General features: G+C 63.3%; 18 protein-coding genes. 6 read left to right on the top strand and 12 right to left on the bottom strand.

Annotated features, from left to right (window positions below; all coding sequences use genetic code 11):
* The first annotated feature begins 3 nt into the window (after positions 1–3).
* Positions 4–1,281 carry a GGDEF domain-containing protein gene (locus EJ070_RS21050; protein ID WP_126095853.1) on the top strand — a complete coding sequence of 426 codons (1,278 nt, stop codon included), beginning with the start codon at positions 4–6 and terminating at the stop codon, positions 1,279–1,281.
* 30 nt (positions 1,282–1,311) lie between these two features.
* On the opposite strand, the gene EJ070_RS21045 is transcribed toward EJ070_RS21050, so the two are convergent.
* Entirely contained in the window at positions 1,312–2,322 is a 1,011-nt protein-coding gene (locus tag EJ070_RS21045; RefSeq protein ID WP_126093053.1) for a ribonuclease, read from the bottom strand.
* 199 nt (positions 2,323–2,521) lie between these two features.
* Here EJ070_RS21045 and EJ070_RS21040 point away from each other — a divergent pair, with 199 nt between their 5' ends.
* The 3 genes from EJ070_RS21040 (at position 2,522) to EJ070_RS21030 (ending at position 6,417) form a co-directional block, all read left to right on the top strand.
* Positions 2,522–3,454: an alpha/beta hydrolase gene (locus EJ070_RS21040; RefSeq protein WP_126093052.1), complete on the top strand. Its 933-nt coding sequence runs from the start codon at positions 2,522–2,524 to the stop codon at positions 3,452–3,454.
* A gap of 141 nt (positions 3,455–3,595) precedes the next feature.
* Positions 3,596–4,771, top strand: a complete 1,176-nt coding sequence (locus EJ070_RS21035; protein WP_126093051.1) for a CaiB/BaiF CoA-transferase family protein — start codon at positions 3,596–3,598, stop codon at positions 4,769–4,771.
* Complete coding sequence (locus EJ070_RS21030; protein WP_126093050.1) at positions 4,768–6,417, top strand: thiamine pyrophosphate-binding protein; 1,650 nt, start codon at positions 4,768–4,770, stop codon at positions 6,415–6,417. Before EJ070_RS21035 ends, EJ070_RS21030 begins: the two co-directional genes overlap by 4 nt.
* Positions 6,418–6,467: 50 nt before the next feature.
* Here the strand turns inward: EJ070_RS21030 and EJ070_RS21025 are convergent, their stop codons facing one another.
* Positions 6,468–6,914 (bottom strand): CHRD domain-containing protein, encoded by a 447-nt coding sequence (locus EJ070_RS21025; RefSeq protein WP_126093049.1) that lies wholly within the window; start codon positions 6,912–6,914, stop codon positions 6,468–6,470.
* Between the two features lie 163 nt (positions 6,915–7,077).
* Positions 7,078–8,361, bottom strand: a complete 1,284-nt coding sequence (locus EJ070_RS21020; protein WP_126093048.1) for a cystathionine gamma-synthase family protein — start codon at positions 8,359–8,361, stop codon at positions 7,078–7,080.
* Positions 8,362–8,484: 123 nt separating this feature from the next.
* On the opposite strand from EJ070_RS21020, the gene EJ070_RS21015 reads away from it, so the two are divergent.
* Positions 8,485–8,943: an Lrp/AsnC family transcriptional regulator gene (locus tag EJ070_RS21015; protein ID WP_126093047.1), complete on the top strand. Its 459-nt coding sequence runs from the start codon at positions 8,485–8,487 to the stop codon at positions 8,941–8,943.
* Positions 8,944–8,982: 39 nt separating this feature from the next.
* Here the strand turns inward: EJ070_RS21015 and EJ070_RS21010 are convergent, their stop codons facing one another.
* The 4 genes from EJ070_RS21010 to EJ070_RS20990 all read right to left on the bottom strand — a co-directional run bounded on the left by EJ070_RS21010 (position 8,983) and on the right by EJ070_RS20990 (position 13,163).
* A complete protein-coding gene (locus EJ070_RS21010) occupies positions 8,983–9,954 on the bottom strand; it encodes an ABC transporter substrate-binding protein (RefSeq protein WP_126093046.1) in 972 nt (323 codons plus the stop codon).
* 39 nt (positions 9,955–9,993) lie between these two features.
* Entirely contained in the window at positions 9,994–11,148 is a 1,155-nt protein-coding gene (locus EJ070_RS21005; protein WP_126093045.1) for an ABC transporter permease, read from the bottom strand.
* Positions 11,145–12,023, bottom strand: a complete 879-nt coding sequence (locus EJ070_RS21000; RefSeq protein ID WP_126093044.1) for an ABC transporter permease — start codon at positions 12,021–12,023, stop codon at positions 11,145–11,147. The genes EJ070_RS21005 and EJ070_RS21000 overlap by 4 nt, the downstream gene beginning before the upstream one ends.
* A 348-nt stretch (positions 12,024–12,371) precedes the next feature.
* The gene (locus EJ070_RS20990) at positions 12,372–13,163 is read right to left on the bottom strand and encodes an ABC transporter ATP-binding protein (RefSeq protein WP_126093043.1); all 792 of its coding nucleotides are present in this window, start codon (positions 13,161–13,163) and stop codon (positions 12,372–12,374) included.
* Between the two features lie 113 nt (positions 13,164–13,276).
* Between EJ070_RS20990 and EJ070_RS20985 the strand changes: the two genes are divergently transcribed.
* Positions 13,277–13,687, top strand: coding sequence for a cupin domain-containing protein (locus EJ070_RS20985; protein ID WP_189349981.1), 411 nt, complete (start codon positions 13,277–13,279; stop codon positions 13,685–13,687).
* 143 nt (positions 13,688–13,830) lie between these two features.
* Here EJ070_RS20985 and EJ070_RS20980 read toward each other — a convergent pair whose 3' ends face one another.
* From EJ070_RS20980 to EJ070_RS20960, 5 genes are read right to left on the bottom strand one after another with little or no spacing between them, the layout of a single operon-like run.
* The gene (locus EJ070_RS20980; protein ID WP_189349979.1) at positions 13,831–14,208 is read right to left on the bottom strand and encodes a hypothetical protein; all 378 of its coding nucleotides are present in this window, start codon (positions 14,206–14,208) and stop codon (positions 13,831–13,833) included.
* Between the two features lie 2 nt (positions 14,209–14,210).
* A complete protein-coding gene (gene hydA / locus EJ070_RS20975; protein ID WP_126093040.1) occupies positions 14,211–15,662 on the bottom strand; it encodes a dihydropyrimidinase in 1,452 nt (483 codons plus the stop codon).
* 57 nt (positions 15,663–15,719) lie between these two features.
* Positions 15,720–16,112: a hypothetical protein gene (locus EJ070_RS20970; RefSeq protein ID WP_126093039.1), complete on the bottom strand. Its 393-nt coding sequence runs from the start codon at positions 16,110–16,112 to the stop codon at positions 15,720–15,722.
* 3 nt (positions 16,113–16,115) lie between these two features.
* Positions 16,116–17,366: a Zn-dependent hydrolase gene (locus EJ070_RS20965; RefSeq protein ID WP_126093038.1), complete on the bottom strand. Its 1,251-nt coding sequence runs from the start codon at positions 17,364–17,366 to the stop codon at positions 16,116–16,118.
* Entirely contained in the window at positions 17,367–17,807 is a 441-nt protein-coding gene (locus EJ070_RS20960; RefSeq protein WP_126093037.1) for an endonuclease domain-containing protein, read from the bottom strand.
* Positions 17,808–17,886: the final 79 nt, after the last annotated feature.

The raw sequence follows: 17,886 nt of genomic DNA, 5'->3' as shown, positions 1-17,886 counted from the left end.
GTGTTGCTGAACGGTTTCCTGCTCTTTGCCGAAGCGGTTCTTTATTTCGGGGCCATGGTCACGCTCTTCCGCTTCAGGCGCCGCATCGGGCTCGGCGTGTTCGTCTGCGCGCTCGGCGTCATGCATTTCCTCGAAACCTATCTCGCCAGCGCCTTCTACGTCGCGCTGCCCTTCGGCATGGTCTCGCCAGGCTCGGCCGTGATGTTTTCCGGCAAGCTGGTGATGCTGCTTCTCCTCTACATGAAGGAAGACGCGGCGACCGTGCGCCAGCCGATCTATGGCCTGCTGCTTGGCAATGGCTTGCTGATCGGACTGGTGCTCGTCCTGCGCCTGCACGCGATTTCGCCGCTTCCCGACGGCCGGGTCCCCGATATCGGCTTCATCGATGAAATGGGCTGGCTGATGGTGTGGGGAACCTCGCTGCTCTTCGTCGACGCCATCCTGATCATCCTGCTCTACGAGAAGCTCGGCGCCTATCTGCGCCACTTGCCTTTCGCCCGTATCCTCGCCTGCGTCGCCTGCGTGCTGACATTCGACCAGGCTGGCTTCTTCGCCGCGCTGCATTTCGTCGCCGGCGCGCCGATCTCGGTCTTCTTCGGCGGCTGGTTCGCCAAGATGGTCGCGGCGCTCGCTTACAGCGGCATGCTCGTCGCCTATCTGAGATGGGTCGAGGATCACGACATCACGCTGCCGCGCGGGCTCTCCGATATCTTCGATACGCTCACCTACCGCGAACGCTACGAGGCGCTGGTCAAGCATGTCGGCCGCGATGGCTTGACCGGACTGCTCCATCGCGGCAGCTTCGATGCCGACGGCGAGGCGGCTGTCGCGGCGGGGATCCGGACCGCCAAGCCGCTCAGCCTGCTCATCGTCGACGTCGACCATTTCAAATCGATCAACGACCGGTTCGGTCACGCCGAGGGCGACAAGGTGCTGAAGTCGATGGCCGCCTTGTTGATCGAGACTGCCGGCAACGCGGATCAGGTGTTCAGGATCGGCGGCGAGGAATTTGCGATCCTCTGCTCGCAGCCGCATGCGCTGGCGAGGCTGCTCGGCGAAGCTATCAGGAACGCGGTGAAGACTTCCGTGCACACCAGTCGCTTCAACATCACCATAAGCGCCGGCGTGTCCACCGTCAGCGAGACGACGCATTGCCTGGCCGACATTTTCGCGCTTGCCGACCAGCGCCTCTACAAGGCCAAGTCGAGCGGCCGCGACCGCGTGATCGGCGAACCGGGCAGCGACGCCGTCATCCGCGAGGCGGCCCCGAAGACCGCCTGACTTCGAAGCCAAAATTCGGCTGCTGAGTTCTTACTGGAATCCGATCGCGTCGACCGTGCCCTTCGGACAACCGGCCTTGCCCGTCGGCGCCGACGCCATGAGCAGGTCGGCGAGCTTGCTGTCGGGACTGATCGGACCGGAGAGGCCGAGCGTCAGCTCGCCGATCAGCCGCCTGCCGCTTGACGGATCGACCAGGCATGAAACGCGCACACGGTCGCCGGCGCCGGCGCCGAAGGCCTGGTTGAAAGCGCCGCGGATCTGATCCGACGTCAGTTGCTTGCCGATGTTCTTGTTGAAGAGGTCGCGCACCGGCGAAGCATTCACGGCGCGCATCAGATTGAGCGCGTCGGCGAAATACTCCTGCTGGCTCTTGCCGTAGCAGGTGCCGTGCTTGATCCACTCGTGACGCTCCAGCTTGGAAGCCGTGCCCGGCATCACCTGGTCGAGCTCGGCGCGCGTATTGGCATCGAGATCGACGGGCGGCAGATCCGCCCAATGCGCCGGGTTGTCGTTGGCCTTGTCGCCAGCCGGCACCTGACAATAGAAATTGCCGTTCGGCTGCGGCCACAGCCCGTGCAAGGTGAAGTGGGAAGCGTCGAATTCACTGGGGTTCTGCGCCTTGCATTCGGGCTTGCTGCCCTTGGTCTCGCAGAAGGCCGGCTGCCAGCTCAGCGCGAACACATATTCAGGCTTGCCTGAAGCAGGCTGCGACGGCTTGGTCTGGCCGGCGGGCGCCGGCGCGGTCGCGGCGCTGCCGCCGGTGATATGGCCGCAACTGATCTTCACCCACCGCCGTTCCGGATCGGCGCCCGGCACCTGGATCAGATAATGCGTGGGCTCGTCCTTGTTGCCGGCCAGAAGCTGATAGCTTTGTCCCGCTTCGGTGGACACGTTGCCGGGATTCTTGCCGCTCTTGATCGCCTGCGTCGCCGGACAGGCGCTGTCGGCCACGAAGGTGCCGCTCATCTTCACATCGGCCCGCGCCACGCCGGCGCCAACCAGAGCCAAAACGACCGAACCCCACAATGCCCAAACCCGCATTCCCGCTCTCCCGGCGATCATTGAACCGTATTGAATTCGTCACACTAGAACAGGCGAAGTGTCAGAATTACGATCTTTTTCGCCAGGCGAAAATAATCCCCATGTGAACGCCTTCGGCCCCTGCGCTTATTGCACCATGGTCGATCGCTCTCTTGACGCCGCCGAAACCCTCGCCCATCAGTCGCGCAGGGAGCGAGACATGCCATTCGACAAACAGACCAGGCTGGCCTCACCGGGGGGAGCCGACCTCAACCTTTATGTGAAACATGCCGGCGGAAATCCGCGCGCCGTGGTGCAGATCAATCATGGGCTGGCCGAGCACGCAGCGCGCTACGCCCGCTTTGCCGATTTCCTTGGGGACCGCGGCTTCCATGTCTATGCCCATGACCATCGCGGCCACGGCGCGACAAAGGCGCCCGATGCGCCGCTCGGCAGGTTCGCCGACGTCGACGGCATCGCCAAGGTGATCGCCGACGTCGGCGCGGTGCATGATCTCATCGCCGTCGAGCATCCGGGATTGCCGGTGATCGCTTTTGGACATTCGCTCGGCGCCTCGATCGCGCTGAATTTCGTGCTCCGCCACTCCGATCGCATCCATGCCGCCGCCATCTGGAACGGCAATTTCTCAGCTGGCCTGCTCGGCCAGCTGGCGCTGGGCATCCTCGGCTGGGAACGGATGCGGCTGGGCTCCGACGTGCCGTCGCGCCTGCTGCCCAGGCTGACCTTCCAGGCCTGGGGCAAGGCCGTGCCCAACCATCGGACCTTGTTCGACTGGCTGTCGCGCGACCCCGTCGAGGTCGACAAATACATCGCCGACCCGCTCTGCGGCTGGGACGCCTCCATCTCGATGTGGCGCGACGTGGTCGGCATGGCGCAGCACGCCGGCAAGGATTCCAGCTTCGCTGGCGTACGCCGCGACCTCTTCGTCAATCTGGTGGGCGGAGAGAAGGACCCGGCGTCGGACTATGGCAAAGGGATTCACCACCTCGCCCGGCGCATGGACAGAATGGGCTTTTCGAATCTGGTTTCAAAGGTTTACGCCGACACCCGTCACGAAAGCCTGAACGAGATCAACCGCGACATCATCATGAGCGATTTCGTTGCATGGGGTGACAGCGTGCTTAAGGCGTGACCGGCGTGGCCTACTGCATGAGTCGTGACATAGCCGGCTACGATTGATAGTGCATGTCGCCCAAAAGTGCGCAGCGGTTTGGGATAACGACATGCACAAGCAAGATTCTAGGCTGCGCTTTCGACCCCATCACGGTGATCCATGGCCGAACCTCCGCTGAAAGGCATCCGCGTTATCGAACTCGCCCGCATTCTGGCGGGGCCGTGGGCCGGACAATTGCTCGCCGATCTCGGCGCCGATGTCATCAAGGTCGAGAGCCCGGACGGCGGCGACGACACCCGCAAATGGGGCCCGCCCTTCGTCATGAGCCATGACGGCGAGAACCTGTCGGCGGCCTATTATCACTCCTGCAATCGCGGCAAGCGCTCGATCGCCATCGATTTCTCCAAGCCCGAGGGCGCCGATACGCTCCGCCGACTGGTCGCCACGGCCGACGTGCTGATCGAGAACTTCAAGCTTGGCGGTCTGAAGAAATACGGCCTCGACTATGAGAGCCTGAAGAAGATCAATCCGCGCCTCGTCTATTGCTCGATCACCGGCTTCGGCCAGGACGGTCCCTACGCGCCGCGCGCGGGCTACGATTTCATTATCCAGGCGATGGCCGGGATGATGTCGATCACCGGCGAGGCCGGCCGCGAGCCGCAGAAGGCGGGCGTCGCCATCTCCGACCTGTTCACCGGCCTCTATTCGGTGATCGCCATCCAGGCGGCGCTGCGCCATGCCGAGAAGACCGGCGAAGGCCAGCACATCGACATGGCGCTTTTCGACAGCCAGATCTCGGCGCTCGGCAACCAGAACCTTAACTATCTGGTTTCTGGCAAGTCGCCGGTGCAGATGGGCAACGCCCATATGAACATCGCGCCCTACGAGGTGCTGCCGGTGAAGGACGGCCACATCATCCTTGCCGTCGGCAATGACAGCCAGTTCGCCAAGTTCTGCGCGGTTGTCGGTCTGACCGAGTTGCCCGCCAATCCGGATTTCACCACCAATCCCGCCCGCGTCGCCAATCGCGCCAAGCTGCGCGAACTGATCATCGAGACGCTGGGCACGTGGGATCGCGACCCGCTGCTGACGAAGCTCGAAGCCGCAGGCGTGCCGGCAAGCCCGATCAACACGATCGGCCAGATGTTCGCCGACCCGCAGGCGATCGCGCGCGGCATGCGGCTCGACCTCGACGACGGCCATGGCAATCGACTGCCGTCGGTGCGCGCGCCGATGGTGATGTCGGGCACGCCGCTCGTCTATGAGCGGCCCTCGCCGCGTCTTGGCGAGCACACTGCAGAAATCCTTGCCGAACTGGAGAGAGCAGCAAAATGAAGACCGGCGGACAATTGATCGTCGAAGCGCTCGAGGCGAACGGCACCGACCGCATCTTCTGCGTGCCGGGCGAATCCTATCTGGCGGTGCTCGACGCGCTGCATGACTCGTCGATCCGCACCATCGTCTGCCGCCAGGAAGGCGGCGCGGCGATGATGGCCGACTGCCAGGGGCGCCTGACCGGTACGCCCGGCATCTGCTTCGTCACCCGCGGCCCCGGCGCCACCAACGCCTCGGCCGGCATCCACATCGCCATGCAGGATTCGGTGCCGCTGATCCTGTTCATCGGCCAGGTCGCCAGCCACGCCAAGGAGCGCGAGGCCTTCCAGGAGGTCGACTACAAGCGCTTCTTCGGCGACATCGCCAAATGGGTGGTCGAGATCGACGACGCTTCGCGCATTCCGGAATTCGTCACCCGCGCTTTCGCGGTGGCGACATCGGGCCGCCCCGGCCCGGTCGTCGTCTCGCTGCCCGAGGACATGCTGACCAGCGAGGTCGAGGCGCCGGTAGCACTTGCGCACACGCCGGTTGAGACGCGCCCCGGTGAGGCCGAGCTCGACGCGCTGGAGATGCTGCTCACCGGCGCCAAGCGTCCGTTCGTCATTCTCGGCGGCACGCGCTGGGACGAGGAGGTGGTGGCGCGGATGCGCACGATCGCCGAGACGTGGTCGCTTCCCGTGGGCTGCTCCTTCCGCCGCCAGATGCTTTTCGACCATCTTCATCAGAACTACGCCGGCGATGTCGGCATCGGCATCAACCCGAAGCTGGCGGCGCAGATCAAGGCGGCCGACGTCGTGCTTCTGATCGGCGGCCGCATGAGCGAGATGTCGTCGTCCGACTACACGCTGCTGAAGAGCCCATACCCCGACCAGGCGCTGGTGCATGTCCATGCCGACGCCGGCGAGCTCGGCCGCGTCTACCGGCCGACGCTGGCGATCAACGCCTCGCCCTCGGCCTTCGTCGAGGCTTTCGCCAAGCGCAAGCCGGCCGGCACGCCATCCTGGGCAAATGAGACGGCAAAAGCACACGCCGCCTATCTCGAATGGTCGACGCCCCCTGAGACCGGGCCCGGCGCCGTCCAGATGGGGCCGATCATGAACTATCTGGAAAAGGCGCTGCCGGAGGACGCCATCCTCACCAACGGCGCCGGCAATTACACGACCTGGGTGCATCGCTTCCACCGCTTTCGCCGCTTCGGCACGCAGGCGGCCCCGACATCCGGATCGATGGGCTACGGCACTCCGGCGGCGGTCGCCGCCAAGGCGCTGTTCCCGGATCGCACAGTGGTTGCCTTTGCCGGCGACGGCTGCTTCCTGATGAACGGCCAGGAATTCGCGACCGCCGTGCAATACGACCTGCCGATCATCGTCATCGTGGTCAACAACGGCATCTACGGCACGATCCGCATGCACCAGGAGCGGGAATATCCGAGCCGCGTCATCGCTACCGACCTCAGGAACCCCGACTTCGCCGCGCTTGCCCGCGCCTATGGCGGCCATGGCGAGACGGTCGAAAGGACCGAGGACTTCGCGCCTGCCTTCGAACGCGCGCGCGCCAGCGGCAAGCCGGCGATCGTCGAGATCAGGCTCGATCCCGAGGCGATCACGCCGACCCGCACGCTGACGCAGATCCGCGACAAATCATGACCCGGCAGAACGAGGCGGTTGCCCGCCTCTTTCTGCCGGCGGAAAGACTGCTACATCGCTCCGGCCGCCTTCTCGATCTGTCCTCGGATCTCGCCGTCCGGGTTAGCGGCTGTATGGACGTTGACGTAATATTTGCCGGCCTCCAGGTCGGTGGCCTGGGCATCCGTCAGCGTCGCCGAGCCTTTGATCGGGCTCTTGAGCTTCTTGAACGGGATTACGGGATCCGCGTTTTCACCCTTGGCCGCCGGGCCGTGAATGTGGGCCCCCGACGCCGGCCCGCTGAGACCGGAATATTTGACGTTCCAGCTGAGCTTCTTCTTGGTGGTGTCAAAGGTGAGTGTGGCAGTCCCCTTGCCTTTGGTGGTTACGGGCGGGTTCTGCTGGCTGCCATCCAGCGTTGCCTTGTACTTCACAACGTCGGCCATGGCCGGCGATGAGAGCAGGAACGCGGTCGAAACGGCGAGCGCCGAAAGCATCGGCAAGGATAGGATGCGCATGAAGAACCTCCGTTGATTGCAGCATCCCCCACGGCCCCCCAGCGCGCGGATGCGTCAATTCAACGGCTGAACGGCGCGATGTATCCCGGCACACGCATATTTTACCGGCACTAAGGAAAAGGGGCGGTCGCTTGCCCCCTTCTGGATTCCGTAAAGGCAACGATTATACGGCCGCCAGCGCTTGCGTCAGATCGGCGATCAGATCATCCGGGTGCTCGACACCGATAGACAGCCTGACTGTGGTCTCAAGCACGCCGATGCGCTGGCGCACGTCGTAGGGGATGCCGGAATGGGTCATGGCCGCCGGATGGCTGGCCAGCGATTCCGTCCCGCCGAGGCTTACCGCCAACTTGAAGATCTGCAGGCTGTTGAGAAAGGCAAAGGCCGCCTTCTGCCCGCCGCGAATGTCGAAGGAGAACGTCGAGCCGGCGCCACTGCATTGCGCCCGGTAGGTGCGGCCTGCCGGAGTGTCCTCGCCCACGAACGGCAGATAGTGCACCTTCTCGACCTTGGGATGGTCGCGCAGGAATTCAGCGACCAGGCGGGCGTTGTCGTTCGCCCGCTCCATGCGGATCGACAGCGTTTCCAGCGAGCGGCCGAGCATCCAGCAGGAATGCGGGTCGAGCTGCGTGCCGATCGCCCCCCGCAGCGCCTTGATCGGCTTGGTGACCGCCTTGCTGCCCATCGCGGCACCCGCGATCAGGTCGGAATGGCCGCCGACATATTTGGTCAGCGAATAGACCGAAACATCGGCCCCGTGTTCGATGGGCCTCTGGAATACCGGGCCGAGTAGCGTGTTGTCGCAGACGATGATCGGCGTCGTTCCTTGCCGGGCGCCGATCTCGTCGGCGATCCTGCGCATCAGCGCAATGTCGACAAGGCTGTTGGTCGGATTTGACGGCGTCTCGATCAGGATGACTGACACGCGGCCATTGCCGACGGCCGTGTCGGCAGCCACGCGCACCGCCGCCTCGTCGACGCCGTCCGCGAAGCCGACGGCCTCGATGCCGAAGCCGGTGAGCGTGCGCGTCAGAAGCGTCTCCGTGCCGCCATAAAGCGGCTGCGAATGCAGGATGGCGTCACCCGGGCGAGCATAGGCGAAAAGCGTCGTCGCGATCGCCGACATGCCGGACGAGAACAGGATGCAGGCGTCCGTCCCCTCATAGATCGCCAGCCGGTCCTCGACGATCTCGCTGTTGGGATGGTTGAAGCGCGAATAGACCAGACCGGACGCCGTGCCGCTCGGAGGTTCCTTGCGGCCGGAAGTGTAGTCGAAGAAGTCGCGTCCCTCTTCCGCCGATTTGAACACGAAGGTCGAGGTGAGGAACACCGGCGGCTTGACGGCGCCCTCCGAAAGCTGCGGATCGAAGCCATAGCTCAGCATCAGCGTCTCCGGATGGAGCTTGTGGTTGCCGATATGGGTTTTCGAAGGGCGCGGCGCGGTCATGGCTTTTCCTGCTGTTCGAGGAGTTATTCCGTCGCAATTTATGCGATCCTCATCATGCAGTCCTTGCTATTTTTGGGCTCCCGTGGCTGCATTCCCGCAATATATTGCCTGGAGATGCCAAAAGTGCAGCAGAAGATAGCCGACGATTTCGACCGCAAGATCCTGCGTGAACTGCAAGCCGACGCCCGCATCACCAACAACGAGCTTGCCGAGCGGATCGGTCTGTCGCCGTCGCCCTGCCTGAGGCGCGTGCGGCGGCTGGAGGAAGCCGGCGTTATCAGGGGCTATACCGCGCTGGTCGATCCGGCCGCTTTCGGCTGGGGCATGGTCGCCATCGCCACCATCCGGCTCAGCCGCCAGAACGAGGACGAGATCGTCATGTTCGAGGAAGCGATCCGCGGCTGGGAAGAGGTTCTGGAATGCCACCTCGTCACTGGCTCGCGCGACTATGTGCTGAAGGTCGTGGCAGGAAGCCTCGAACAGTACGAGCGCTTCATCAAGGAAAAGATCGCGCGGCTGAAATGCGTCGCCTCGATCGAGACCAGCTTCGTTATGAACACCATAAAGGAACGGCGCCTCTGAGGCGCCGTTCTCAAGATCAGAATAAATTGCGTGACAGGCTTACTTGATCGCCTTGTCGGTGATAGCGGTCGTGTAGGCGCCAGAGGGCTCCTTGGCGATGATCTTCTGGTCGAGCAGCGCCTTGGCGGTGCGCTCGTAGGTCGCCGGATCGAGCTTGCCGTCGGCATTGTCGACCAGCTTGGCGACTTCGCCCATCATGCGCTTCTGGTGGTTCTCGTCCTGGCCGCCATTGTCCATGACGATGCCGGCCGCCTCGTCCGAATTGTCGACGGCGTATTTCCAGCCCTTCATCGAAGCGCGCACGAAGCGCACCATCTTGTCCTCGAAGGCGGGGTCCTTGAGCTTGTCTTCCAGCGCGTAGAGCCCGTCCTCGAGCAGGTCGTTGCCCATGGCCGAGTAGTTGAAGACGGTGAGCTGCTCCGGCTTGTAGCCGGCGTCGATCAGCTGCCAGTATTCGTTGTAGGTCATGACCGAGATGCAGTCCGCCTGCTTCTGGATCAGCGGCTGCACGTCGAAGCTCTGCTTCAGGACGGTGACGCCGTCCGGACCGCCCTCGGTCTTGAGGCCGAGCTTGTTCATCCAGGCGTAGAACGGATATTCGTTGCCGAAGAACCAGACGCCCAGCGTATGGCCCTTGAAGTCCGCTTCGGTCTTGATCGGGCCGTCCTTCGGGCAGACCAGCTCCATGCCGGCCTTCTTGAAAGGCTGGGCGATGTTGACCAGCGGCACGCCCTTCTCGCGCGCGGCGAGCGCGCCGCCCATCCAGTCGACGATCACGTCGGCGCCGCCGCCGGCGATCACCTGCTCCGGCGCGATGTCCGGGCCGCCCGGCTTGATGTCGACGTCGAGGCCCTCGGCGTCATAGAAGCCCTTGGCCTTGGCGACATAGTAGCCGGCGAACTGGGCCTGCGTGACCCATTTCAGCTGCAGCGTCAGCTTGTCGGCGGCCATCGCCTGGAAAGCGGCCAGCGACATCGCGCCGGCCAAAGCAGAAACTACAAGTCTTTTCATATTTTTACCCTCTGAAGTTAGCACCCAAACCCACCCCCTCTATCCACCACGGACAGAGGGATGCCAAAACGTGATGGCTCTCTCGATAAGAGCGACCACGCCATAAAAGACCGAACCCGCCAGTGCTGCAACTGCGATTTCGGCCCAAACCATGTCGATGTTCATCCGCCCGACTTCCGTCGAAATGCGGAATCCCATGCCGACAACCGGCGTGCCGAAGAACTCCGCGACGATGGCGCCGATCAGCGCCAGCGTCGAGTTGATCTTCAGCGCGTTGAAGATGAACGGCATTGCCGCCGGCAGCCTGAGCTTCAGCAAGGTCGGCCAATACCCGGAAGCATAAGTGCGCATCAAATCGCGCTCCATGTGGCCGGAGGCGGCGAGCCCGGCGACGGTATTCACCAGCATCGGGAAGAAGGTCATGATGATGACGACCGCCGCCTTGGACGGCCAGTCGAAACCGAACCACATCACCATGATCGGCGCGACGCCGATGATCGGCAGCGCCGACACCATGTTGCCGATCGGCAGGAGTCCGCGCCGCAGGAACGGCACGCGGTCGGCGAGAATGGCGACGACGAAGCCGGCGAGGTTGCCGACGATGTAGCCGATCAGCACCGCCTTGAAGATCGTCTGCCGCACATCCGATCCCAGGATCGGCAGCGAGCTGGCGATGCGCGCGCCGATCGCGCTCGGCGGCGGCAGCAGGATGAACGGGATGCCGGCACCCCGCGTCACCGCTTCCCAGATGATCAGGATCCAGGCCCCGAAGATCGCCGGGATGATCAGTCGGAGCGCGGTTTTCGCGCCGCTCATGGCAGGCCGTAAGGAGGACAGCAAAGCGACGCAGCGCCAGGCAACCAGCCAGGCTGCGGCGAGAGCGAGGAAATAGGGCGCCAGCGCCGTCCCCTCGAAGCCGCCTATGCCTTTGATCAGCAGCCAGGCGGCGATATGGGCACCGATGAAGAGAACGATGGCTTCAACGAGCGTCGCGATCCGTATGGTCGAGACCAGCGCCGCGATCAGCAGCAGCCCGAGAATCAAGCCCTTCGTGCCCATATACGGGTAAGCGATCGTCGCGGTCGGCTCTGCCATTGCGGCCGCTTCCGGTTTCGACATCGCGCCGAGCGCGAAGGCGATAAGGCAAAAGAGGATCGCCAGCACCGATTGCCAGGATGGTTTCAGCCAGGTCATGCCGGCCTCCCGCCCATGGCGTGGTCGACCAGGCGGCCGGCGATACCGACCACCATGACCAGCAGCGCCGCGACCACCGAGCCCGCGACCAGCGCCGACCAGATGTCGATGGTCTGGCTGTAGTAAGCGCCGGAAAGCAGCTTGGCGCCGATGCCGGCGACCGCGCCTGTCGGCAGTTCGCCGACGATGGCGCCGACCAGGCTCGCCGCCACCGCTACCTTCATCGAGGTGAACAGGAATGGCACCGATGCCGGCACCCTCAGCTTCCAGAAGGTCTGGGACCGGCTGGCATTATAGGTGTGCATCAGGTCCAGATGCATGATCTCGGGCGAGCGCAGGCCCTTCACCATGCCGACGGCGACCGGGAAGAAGGAGAGATAGGTAGAGATCAGCGCCTTGGGGATCAGCCCGGTGATGCCGATGGCCGCCAGCACCACGATGATCATCGGCGCCACCGCCAGGATCGGGATAGTCTGCGAGGCGATGATCCACGGCATCAGGCTGCGGTCGAGCGTGGTGACATGCACGATACCGACGGCAATCACGATGCCGAGCGCCGTGCCGAAGGCGAAGCCGAGCAGCGTCGAGGACAGCGTCACCCAAGCATTGTAGACGAGGCTGCGGTTGGAGGTGATGCTGCGCAGGAAGGTGTTCTCGAAGAAGTTCACCGCCACCTGATGCGGCGCCGGCAGCGTCGGCTTCGGCTGCGACAGCGTCTTGCCGATGAATTCGACGGTGCCGGGGGTCTGGTTGGCCCTCTGGTCGAGGTCGCGCTGGAACGGCGCGTTGAGGATGACGGCGAAGACATACCAGATCACCACCACTCCGGCGAGAATGGTGGTCACCGGGATGATCTTGGAGCGGAAGCTGTCCATCAGCGACGCTCCCCTCCTCTCCCCGCCGGGGAGAGGCTGGCCGGAGCAAAGCGAAGGCCGGGCGCCTTCGTTTTCGGTGCCGCGGCACCCGTTCTTTTCGTCATCCTAGGGCGGAGCAAGGAGCGAAGCGACGCGGCGCAGACCCTAGGATCCATGCCATTACGTCTCCGCTCCGCAGCGGTGCAGAACAGGGCTCTCTGCGCCTTGCGGCATCTAGCGGGAATTCTGCACCGTCTTGACCCTTCGGCCGATATCACGGCATGGATCCTAGGGTCTGCGCTCCGCTTCGCGTCGCTCCGCCCTAGGATGACGAAATCGCGGTGCGCGGCCGCCCGCTCAAGAGCCCCCTCAATCATCATAGCTGTGCCCAGCCCGAAGCCCGTCGCGCACGCGCGCCGCGATCGCCAGGAATTCAGGCGTCTCGCGAATATCGAGCGGCCGCTTCCGGGGCAGCGTCGATTCGATGATATCGGTGACGCGGCCGGGTCGCGGCGACATCACGACGATACGCGTCGACAGATACACCGCTTCGGGGATCGAATGGGTGACGAAGCAGATCGTCTTGTCGGTCCGGCCCCACAGCTCGAGAAGCTGCTCGTTCAGATGGTCGCGCACGATCTCGTCGAGCGCGCCGAACGGCTCGTCCATCAAGAGCAGGTCTGCATCGAAGGCGAGCGCACGCGCGATCGAGGCGCGTTGCTGCATGCCGCCGGAAAGCTGCCAGGGATATTTCTTCTCGAAGCCGGAGAGGTTGACGAGTTCGAGCGTGCGCTTGATGCGCTCCGCCTGCTCGGCCTGGCCAAGGCCCATGATTTCCAACGGCAACGCCACGTTGCGCTCGATCGTCCGCCAAGGGAACAGAGCTGCTGCCTGGAAGACGTAACCGTAAGCGCGCTTCTCGCGCGCCTGCTCCGGCGAAATCCCGTTGACGGAGATCGTTCCCGAGGTCGGCTTCTCCAGATCGGCGATGACGCGCAGCAAGGTGGTCTTGCCGCAGCCGGAGGGGCCGATGAAGGAGACGAACTCGCCCTTGCCGATGGTCAGATCGACATTGGACAGCGCCTGCACCGGACCGTCATTGGTCTGGAAGGTGAGGCCAAGCTTGCTTGCCGAAACGACGGCTGGCGACGGTCCGGTCATTGGCAGAAACCTGCCTTTCGCAGCCGCTGCCGCGCCGGCCGGAATCCGGTTGATTTTGCGTTTATGTTGCTTTCCACTCGTCCTGTCCCAACTGATCGACGCCGCCCGGAGCCTTGCCGATGTCGCCTAAACCCACATGTCATCTTATTCGCCCCGAAAGCACTTATGAAGGCAAGCAAGGCTTGAGCTACTTCGCCGGCATCGCCGCCGAAACCGTCGGCTCCTCCGGCATTTGCATGCATCTTCTCACCATGCCGCCGGGCGCCCGCGCCAAGGCGCACATGCATGAGAGCCACGAGACCGCGATCTATGTGCTCTCCGGAGAGGTTCACACCTGGTATGGCGACCGGCTCGAGCACCACATTGTCGTCAAGGCCGGCGACCTCTTCTACATTCCGGCCGGCGTGCCGCATCTGCCCGCCAATCTGAGCGGCGCGCCCGCTTCGGCCGTCATTGCCCGCACCGATCCCAACGAGCAGGAAAGCGTGGTCCTGCTGCCGGAACTGGATGCGCTGGTTGCCTAGGGCAATTCCAGGAAAAGTGTGTAACGGTTTTCCGTCCGGAATTGCGCAAAAACAAAGAGATAGGGCATTTTGCAGCCAAGCGGAATCGCTTGGCGTCGCACAAATGCTGTCTCGCTTCTGAATCGAGGGAAAAACTCCAAGCGTCATTTGCACCGGGAGACTTCGCCCATCGTATTGCCGTCCTCGTCGGTCACCACGAGCTTCTTTGCATTCTTTTTGCTGCGCTTGATGATGAACTTTGTCGGCGACTGCCCCTCTTCGCCTTCCGCCTCACATTTTGCGGTCACCACAAGCGAACCATCGGCCTGCGCCTGCTTGTCGCTGAAGGTGCAGGCGCTGGCCGCAGTGATCAGCTCCTTGTCGGTCAGAAGCAGCATCTGATCGGCGGCAACTTCCTGGCCGTTTCTGTTGATACAGCCATACTTGTCGCCGTATGGCTTGCTGAGGTCGATGCCGGCAGCAAAGGCCGAACCTGCGGTCAGCAGCGAGGCAGCCGCGATTGCAAGATAGAGAGCCCGCACGCTCAAACTCCGGTCGCCGGAATGCCGGAGCGCTCCACCTTGCGTGGTGCGCTGATCTCCTTCCAGGTCGACAGCGCCCGGTTGACCGCTGCGTTCGGCTCACGGGCGACAAACTCGCCGTGCCCGATCTTGGCCTTGATGTCGGACTCTTCGATCGAGAGCTCGCCGCGCGAGAAGACGAAGCGCGGCAGGCCCGTCACCTCAAAACCTTCGAAGACGTTGTAGTCGATCACCGACTGCTGCTTCTTGGCCGAGATCGTCTTCTTGCGCTTCGGGTCCCAGACAACGATGTCGGCGTCCGCGCCTTCGACGATCGCGCCCTTCTTCGGATACATGTTGAGGATCTTGGCGATGTTGGTCGAGGTCACCGCGACGAACTCGTTCATCGTCAGCCGCCCGGTGTTGACGCCGGCGGTCCACAGGATGGGCAAACGATCTTCGAGACCTCCTGTGCCGTTCGGGATCTTGGTGAAGTCGCCGACGCCGTTGCGCTTCTGTTTGGTGGTGAAGGAGCAGTGGTCGGTCGCCACCACCTGCAGCGAGCCGGCCTGCAGGCCTGCCCACAGCGAATCCTGGTGCCACTTGCTGCGGAAGGGCGGGCTCATCACGCGGCGCGCCGCATGATCCCAGTCCTTGTTGAAATATTCGCTCTCGTCGAGCGTCAGATGCTGGATCAGCGGCTCGCCGAAGACGCGCATGCCCTTCTGCCGCGCGCGGCGGATGGCTTCATGGCTCTGTTCGCAGGAGACATGCACGACATAGAGCGGAACGCCGGCCATGTCGGCGATCATGATGGCGCGATTTGTGGCCTCGCCTTCCACCTCCGGCGGGCGCGAATAGGCATGCCCTTCAGGGCCGTTGTTGCCGGCTGCAAGCAGCTTCTGCGAAAGGGCTGCGACCACATCGCCGTTCTCGGCGTGCACCAGCGGCAGCGCGCCGAGATCGGCGCAGCGCTGGAACGACGCGTACATCTCGTCGTCGTCGACCATCAGCGCGCCCTTGTAGGCCATGAAGTGCTTGAACGAGGTGATGCCCCTGTCGACGACGGTCGCCATCTCGTCGAACACCTGCTTGCCCCACCAGGTGATCGCCATGTGGAAGGAATAGTCGCAAGCCGCCTTCGACGTCTTGTTGTCCCACATCTGCAGCGCTTCGAGCAGCGACTGCTGCGGCGCCGGCAGGCAGAAATCGACCACCATGGTCGTGCCGCCGGAGAGCGCCGCGCGCGTGCCGGACTCGAAATCGTCGGCCGAATAGGTGCCCATGAAAGGCATTTCGAGATGGGTGTGCGGATCGATGCCGCCCGGCATGACATAACAGCCGGTGGCGTCGAACTCATGGTCGCCGTGCAGGTCCGACCCGATGGCGATGATCTTGCCGTGGCTGAACACCACGTCGGCCTTCCACGTGCGGTCGGCGGTGACGATGGTGCCGTTCTTGATGACTTTGGTCATTCTCTTGTTCCCTTCTTAAGCCGGCGCGACTTCTTCTGATCGCTGCCGCATCAACCTTTACATCGCCAGATAACAACCGACCGCGTCACCTCGGACGCCGATCGAGACGTGGCGATCTTCCATTCGGTCTACCAAAAGAAACTCCTGCTTATGAGGCTCATAAGCCAAAAGGTAACCGTCTCGATCATCTGTCACTACGATGCATCTTTCGACAACCGGCGTGCGACTTTCCAGATCGGCGATGGTGTCACGGCGATCCACGTCGATCCAGTAGGGCTTAACCAATGCCGAGCGAAATCGGGCAAGGTCACCTATGATGACGTCTTCAGCTACAGGCACCCCCACCAAATCAGTCCGATCTTTCATGAGCGCTGGATAGTCGTATTCGTCGATCTCCCTATGAATGAACGCGATCAGCGCATCAAAATCCAGATCGTCCTTTCCTTCCATAAGTCACTCCACAATCCCCGCCGTCTCGACCACCGCGTGGAACAAGACGTCAGCGCCCGCCGCCGCCCATTCCTTGGAGATGTCCTCGGCCTCGTTGTGGCTGAGCCCGCCGACGCAGGGGCACATGACCATGGTCGCTGGCGCGACCTTGGCCGCCCAGCAGGCGTCGTGGCCGGCGCCGGAGATAATGTTCATGTGGCTGTAGCCCAGCTTTTCGGCAGCGGTGCGCACGCGGCCGACCAGCGTCGGGTCGAAGGTCACCGGATCGAAATGACCGACCGCCTCGACGGAGCATTTGACGCCGAGAGGTTCGCAGATCTTCGGCGCTTCCTTCTCGATGCGGGCGCGCATGCCGTCGAGCTTCGCCTGGTCCGGCGAGCGGATGTCGACGGTGAAGATCACCGTACCGGGCAAAACGTTGCGGGAATTGGGCGAGAACTTCATCTGGCCGACACCGCCGACGGCGCCGGGCTGGCTCTCCATTGCGACCGTCTGCACCATCTCCAGGATGCGCGCCATGGCAAGGCCGGCATTTACGCGCATGTTCATCGGCGTCGAGCCGGTATGCGCCTCCCTGCCGGTCAGCGTGAACTCCAGCCACCACAGGCCCTGGCAGTGGGTCACCACGCCGATCTGCTTGTTCTCGGCCTCGAGGATCGGCCCTTGCTCAATGTGATACTCGAAATAGGCATGCATCTTGCGAGCGCCGACCTTTTCGTCGCCCACCCAGCCGATGCGCTTCAGCTCGTCGCCGAAGGTCAGACCGTCGAGATCCTTGCGGCCATAGGCGTATTCCTGGGTGTGCACGCCGGCGAACACGCCGGAGGCGAGCATGGCCGGCGCGAAGCGCGCGCCTTCTTCGTTGGTCCAGTTGGTGACCACGATCGGATGTTTCGTCTTGATGCCGAGATCGTTGAGCGAGCGCACGACCTCGAGCCCGGAAAGCACGCCGAGCACGCCGTCATATTTGCCGCCGGTCGGCTGGGTGTCGAGGTGGGAGCCGACATAGACCGGCAGCGCATCCGGATCGGTGCCGGCCCGCGTCATGAACATGGTGCCCATCTGGTCCACGCCCATGGTGAGCCCGGCCTCATCGCACCAGGACTTGAACAGCTCCCGGCCTTCTCTGTCGGAATCGGTGAGCGTCTGGCGATTGTTGCCGCCGGCAACGCCGGGGCCGATCTTCGCCATCTCAATGATGGAATCCCACAAACGGTCTGAATTGATTCGCAGATTCTCGCCTGGGGCGGCCATTCAACACCTCTTCAATTGCGCGGCGTTCCCCTCCCCCTTGAGGGGAGGGTGGCCGCGAAGCGGCCGGGTGGGGTCGCCCGCGACGCGCGCGACCTTCTCTTTGACCACCTGCGCGACGTGCCAGGCGCTGTTTATGACATCGGGTTCGTCAACGCGAAAGATATCGTACCCAAGCGATCGCAAATATGCATCGCGGACTGCGTCGTGCCGCTTGCCCTTCTCGTGTTCGTGCAGATCGCCATCGACCTCGACGATAAGCTTCACGGCGAAGCAGGCAAAGTCGACGATATACGGCCCTATGGGGCACTGACGGCGAAACTTGATGCCAACTGATTTGAACTCGCGCAACTCATACCAGAGCAAGGTTTCGCCCTTGGTCGCGTGAACTCGAAGCGCGCGCGCTTTTTGACGCATCTCGAAACTCACGCGGGTACGGGGCATCAGGGGCAGCCCTCGCAAAAAATAATGTTCGCGCGCGTCACCGAGGACCCCACCCGACCGCTTCGCGGCCACCCTCCCC

The organism is Mesorhizobium sp. M1E.F.Ca.ET.045.02.1.1, from assembly GCF_003952485.1.
Classification (GTDB): domain Bacteria; phylum Pseudomonadota; class Alphaproteobacteria; order Rhizobiales; family Rhizobiaceae; genus Mesorhizobium.
Note: the sequence above shows the minus strand (reverse complement) of the source record. Positions and strands in the feature narration are given on the sequence as shown.

Coding starts and splice junctions, on each gene's coding strand:
- EJ070_RS21045 (WP_126093053.1), bottom strand. CDS start 2,322: ATGCGGGTTTGGGCATTGTGGGGTTCGGTCGTTTTGGCTCTGGTTGGC.
- EJ070_RS21040 (WP_126093052.1), top strand. CDS start 2,522: ATGCCATTCGACAAACAGACCAGGCTGGCCTCACCGGGGGGAGCCGAC.
- EJ070_RS21035 (WP_126093051.1), top strand. CDS start 3,596: ATGGCCGAACCTCCGCTGAAAGGCATCCGCGTTATCGAACTCGCCCGC.
- EJ070_RS21030 (WP_126093050.1), top strand. CDS start 4,768: ATGAAGACCGGCGGACAATTGATCGTCGAAGCGCTCGAGGCGAACGGC.
- EJ070_RS21025 (WP_126093049.1), bottom strand. CDS start 6,914: ATGCGCATCCTATCCTTGCCGATGCTTTCGGCGCTCGCCGTTTCGACC.
- EJ070_RS21020 (WP_126093048.1), bottom strand. CDS start 8,361: ATGACCGCGCCGCGCCCTTCGAAAACCCATATCGGCAACCACAAGCTC.
- EJ070_RS21010 (WP_126093046.1), bottom strand. CDS start 9,954: ATGAAAAGACTTGTAGTTTCTGCTTTGGCCGGCGCGATGTCGCTGGCC.
- EJ070_RS21005 (WP_126093045.1), bottom strand. CDS start 11,148: ATGACCTGGCTGAAACCATCCTGGCAATCGGTGCTGGCGATCCTCTTT.
- EJ070_RS21000 (WP_126093044.1), bottom strand. CDS start 12,023: ATGGACAGCTTCCGCTCCAAGATCATCCCGGTGACCACCATTCTCGCC.
- EJ070_RS20990 (WP_126093043.1), bottom strand. CDS start 13,163: ATGACCGGACCGTCGCCAGCCGTCGTTTCGGCAAGCAAGCTTGGCCTC.
- hydA (WP_126093040.1), bottom strand. CDS start 15,662: ATGACCAAAGTCATCAAGAACGGCACCATCGTCACCGCCGACCGCACG.
- EJ070_RS20970 (WP_126093039.1), bottom strand. CDS start 16,112: ATGGAAGGAAAGGACGATCTGGATTTTGATGCGCTGATCGCGTTCATT.
- EJ070_RS20965 (WP_126093038.1), bottom strand. CDS start 17,366: ATGGCCGCCCCAGGCGAGAATCTGCGAATCAATTCAGACCGTTTGTGG.
- EJ070_RS20960 (WP_126093037.1), bottom strand. CDS start 17,807: ATGCCCCGTACCCGCGTGAGTTTCGAGATGCGTCAAAAAGCGCGCGCG.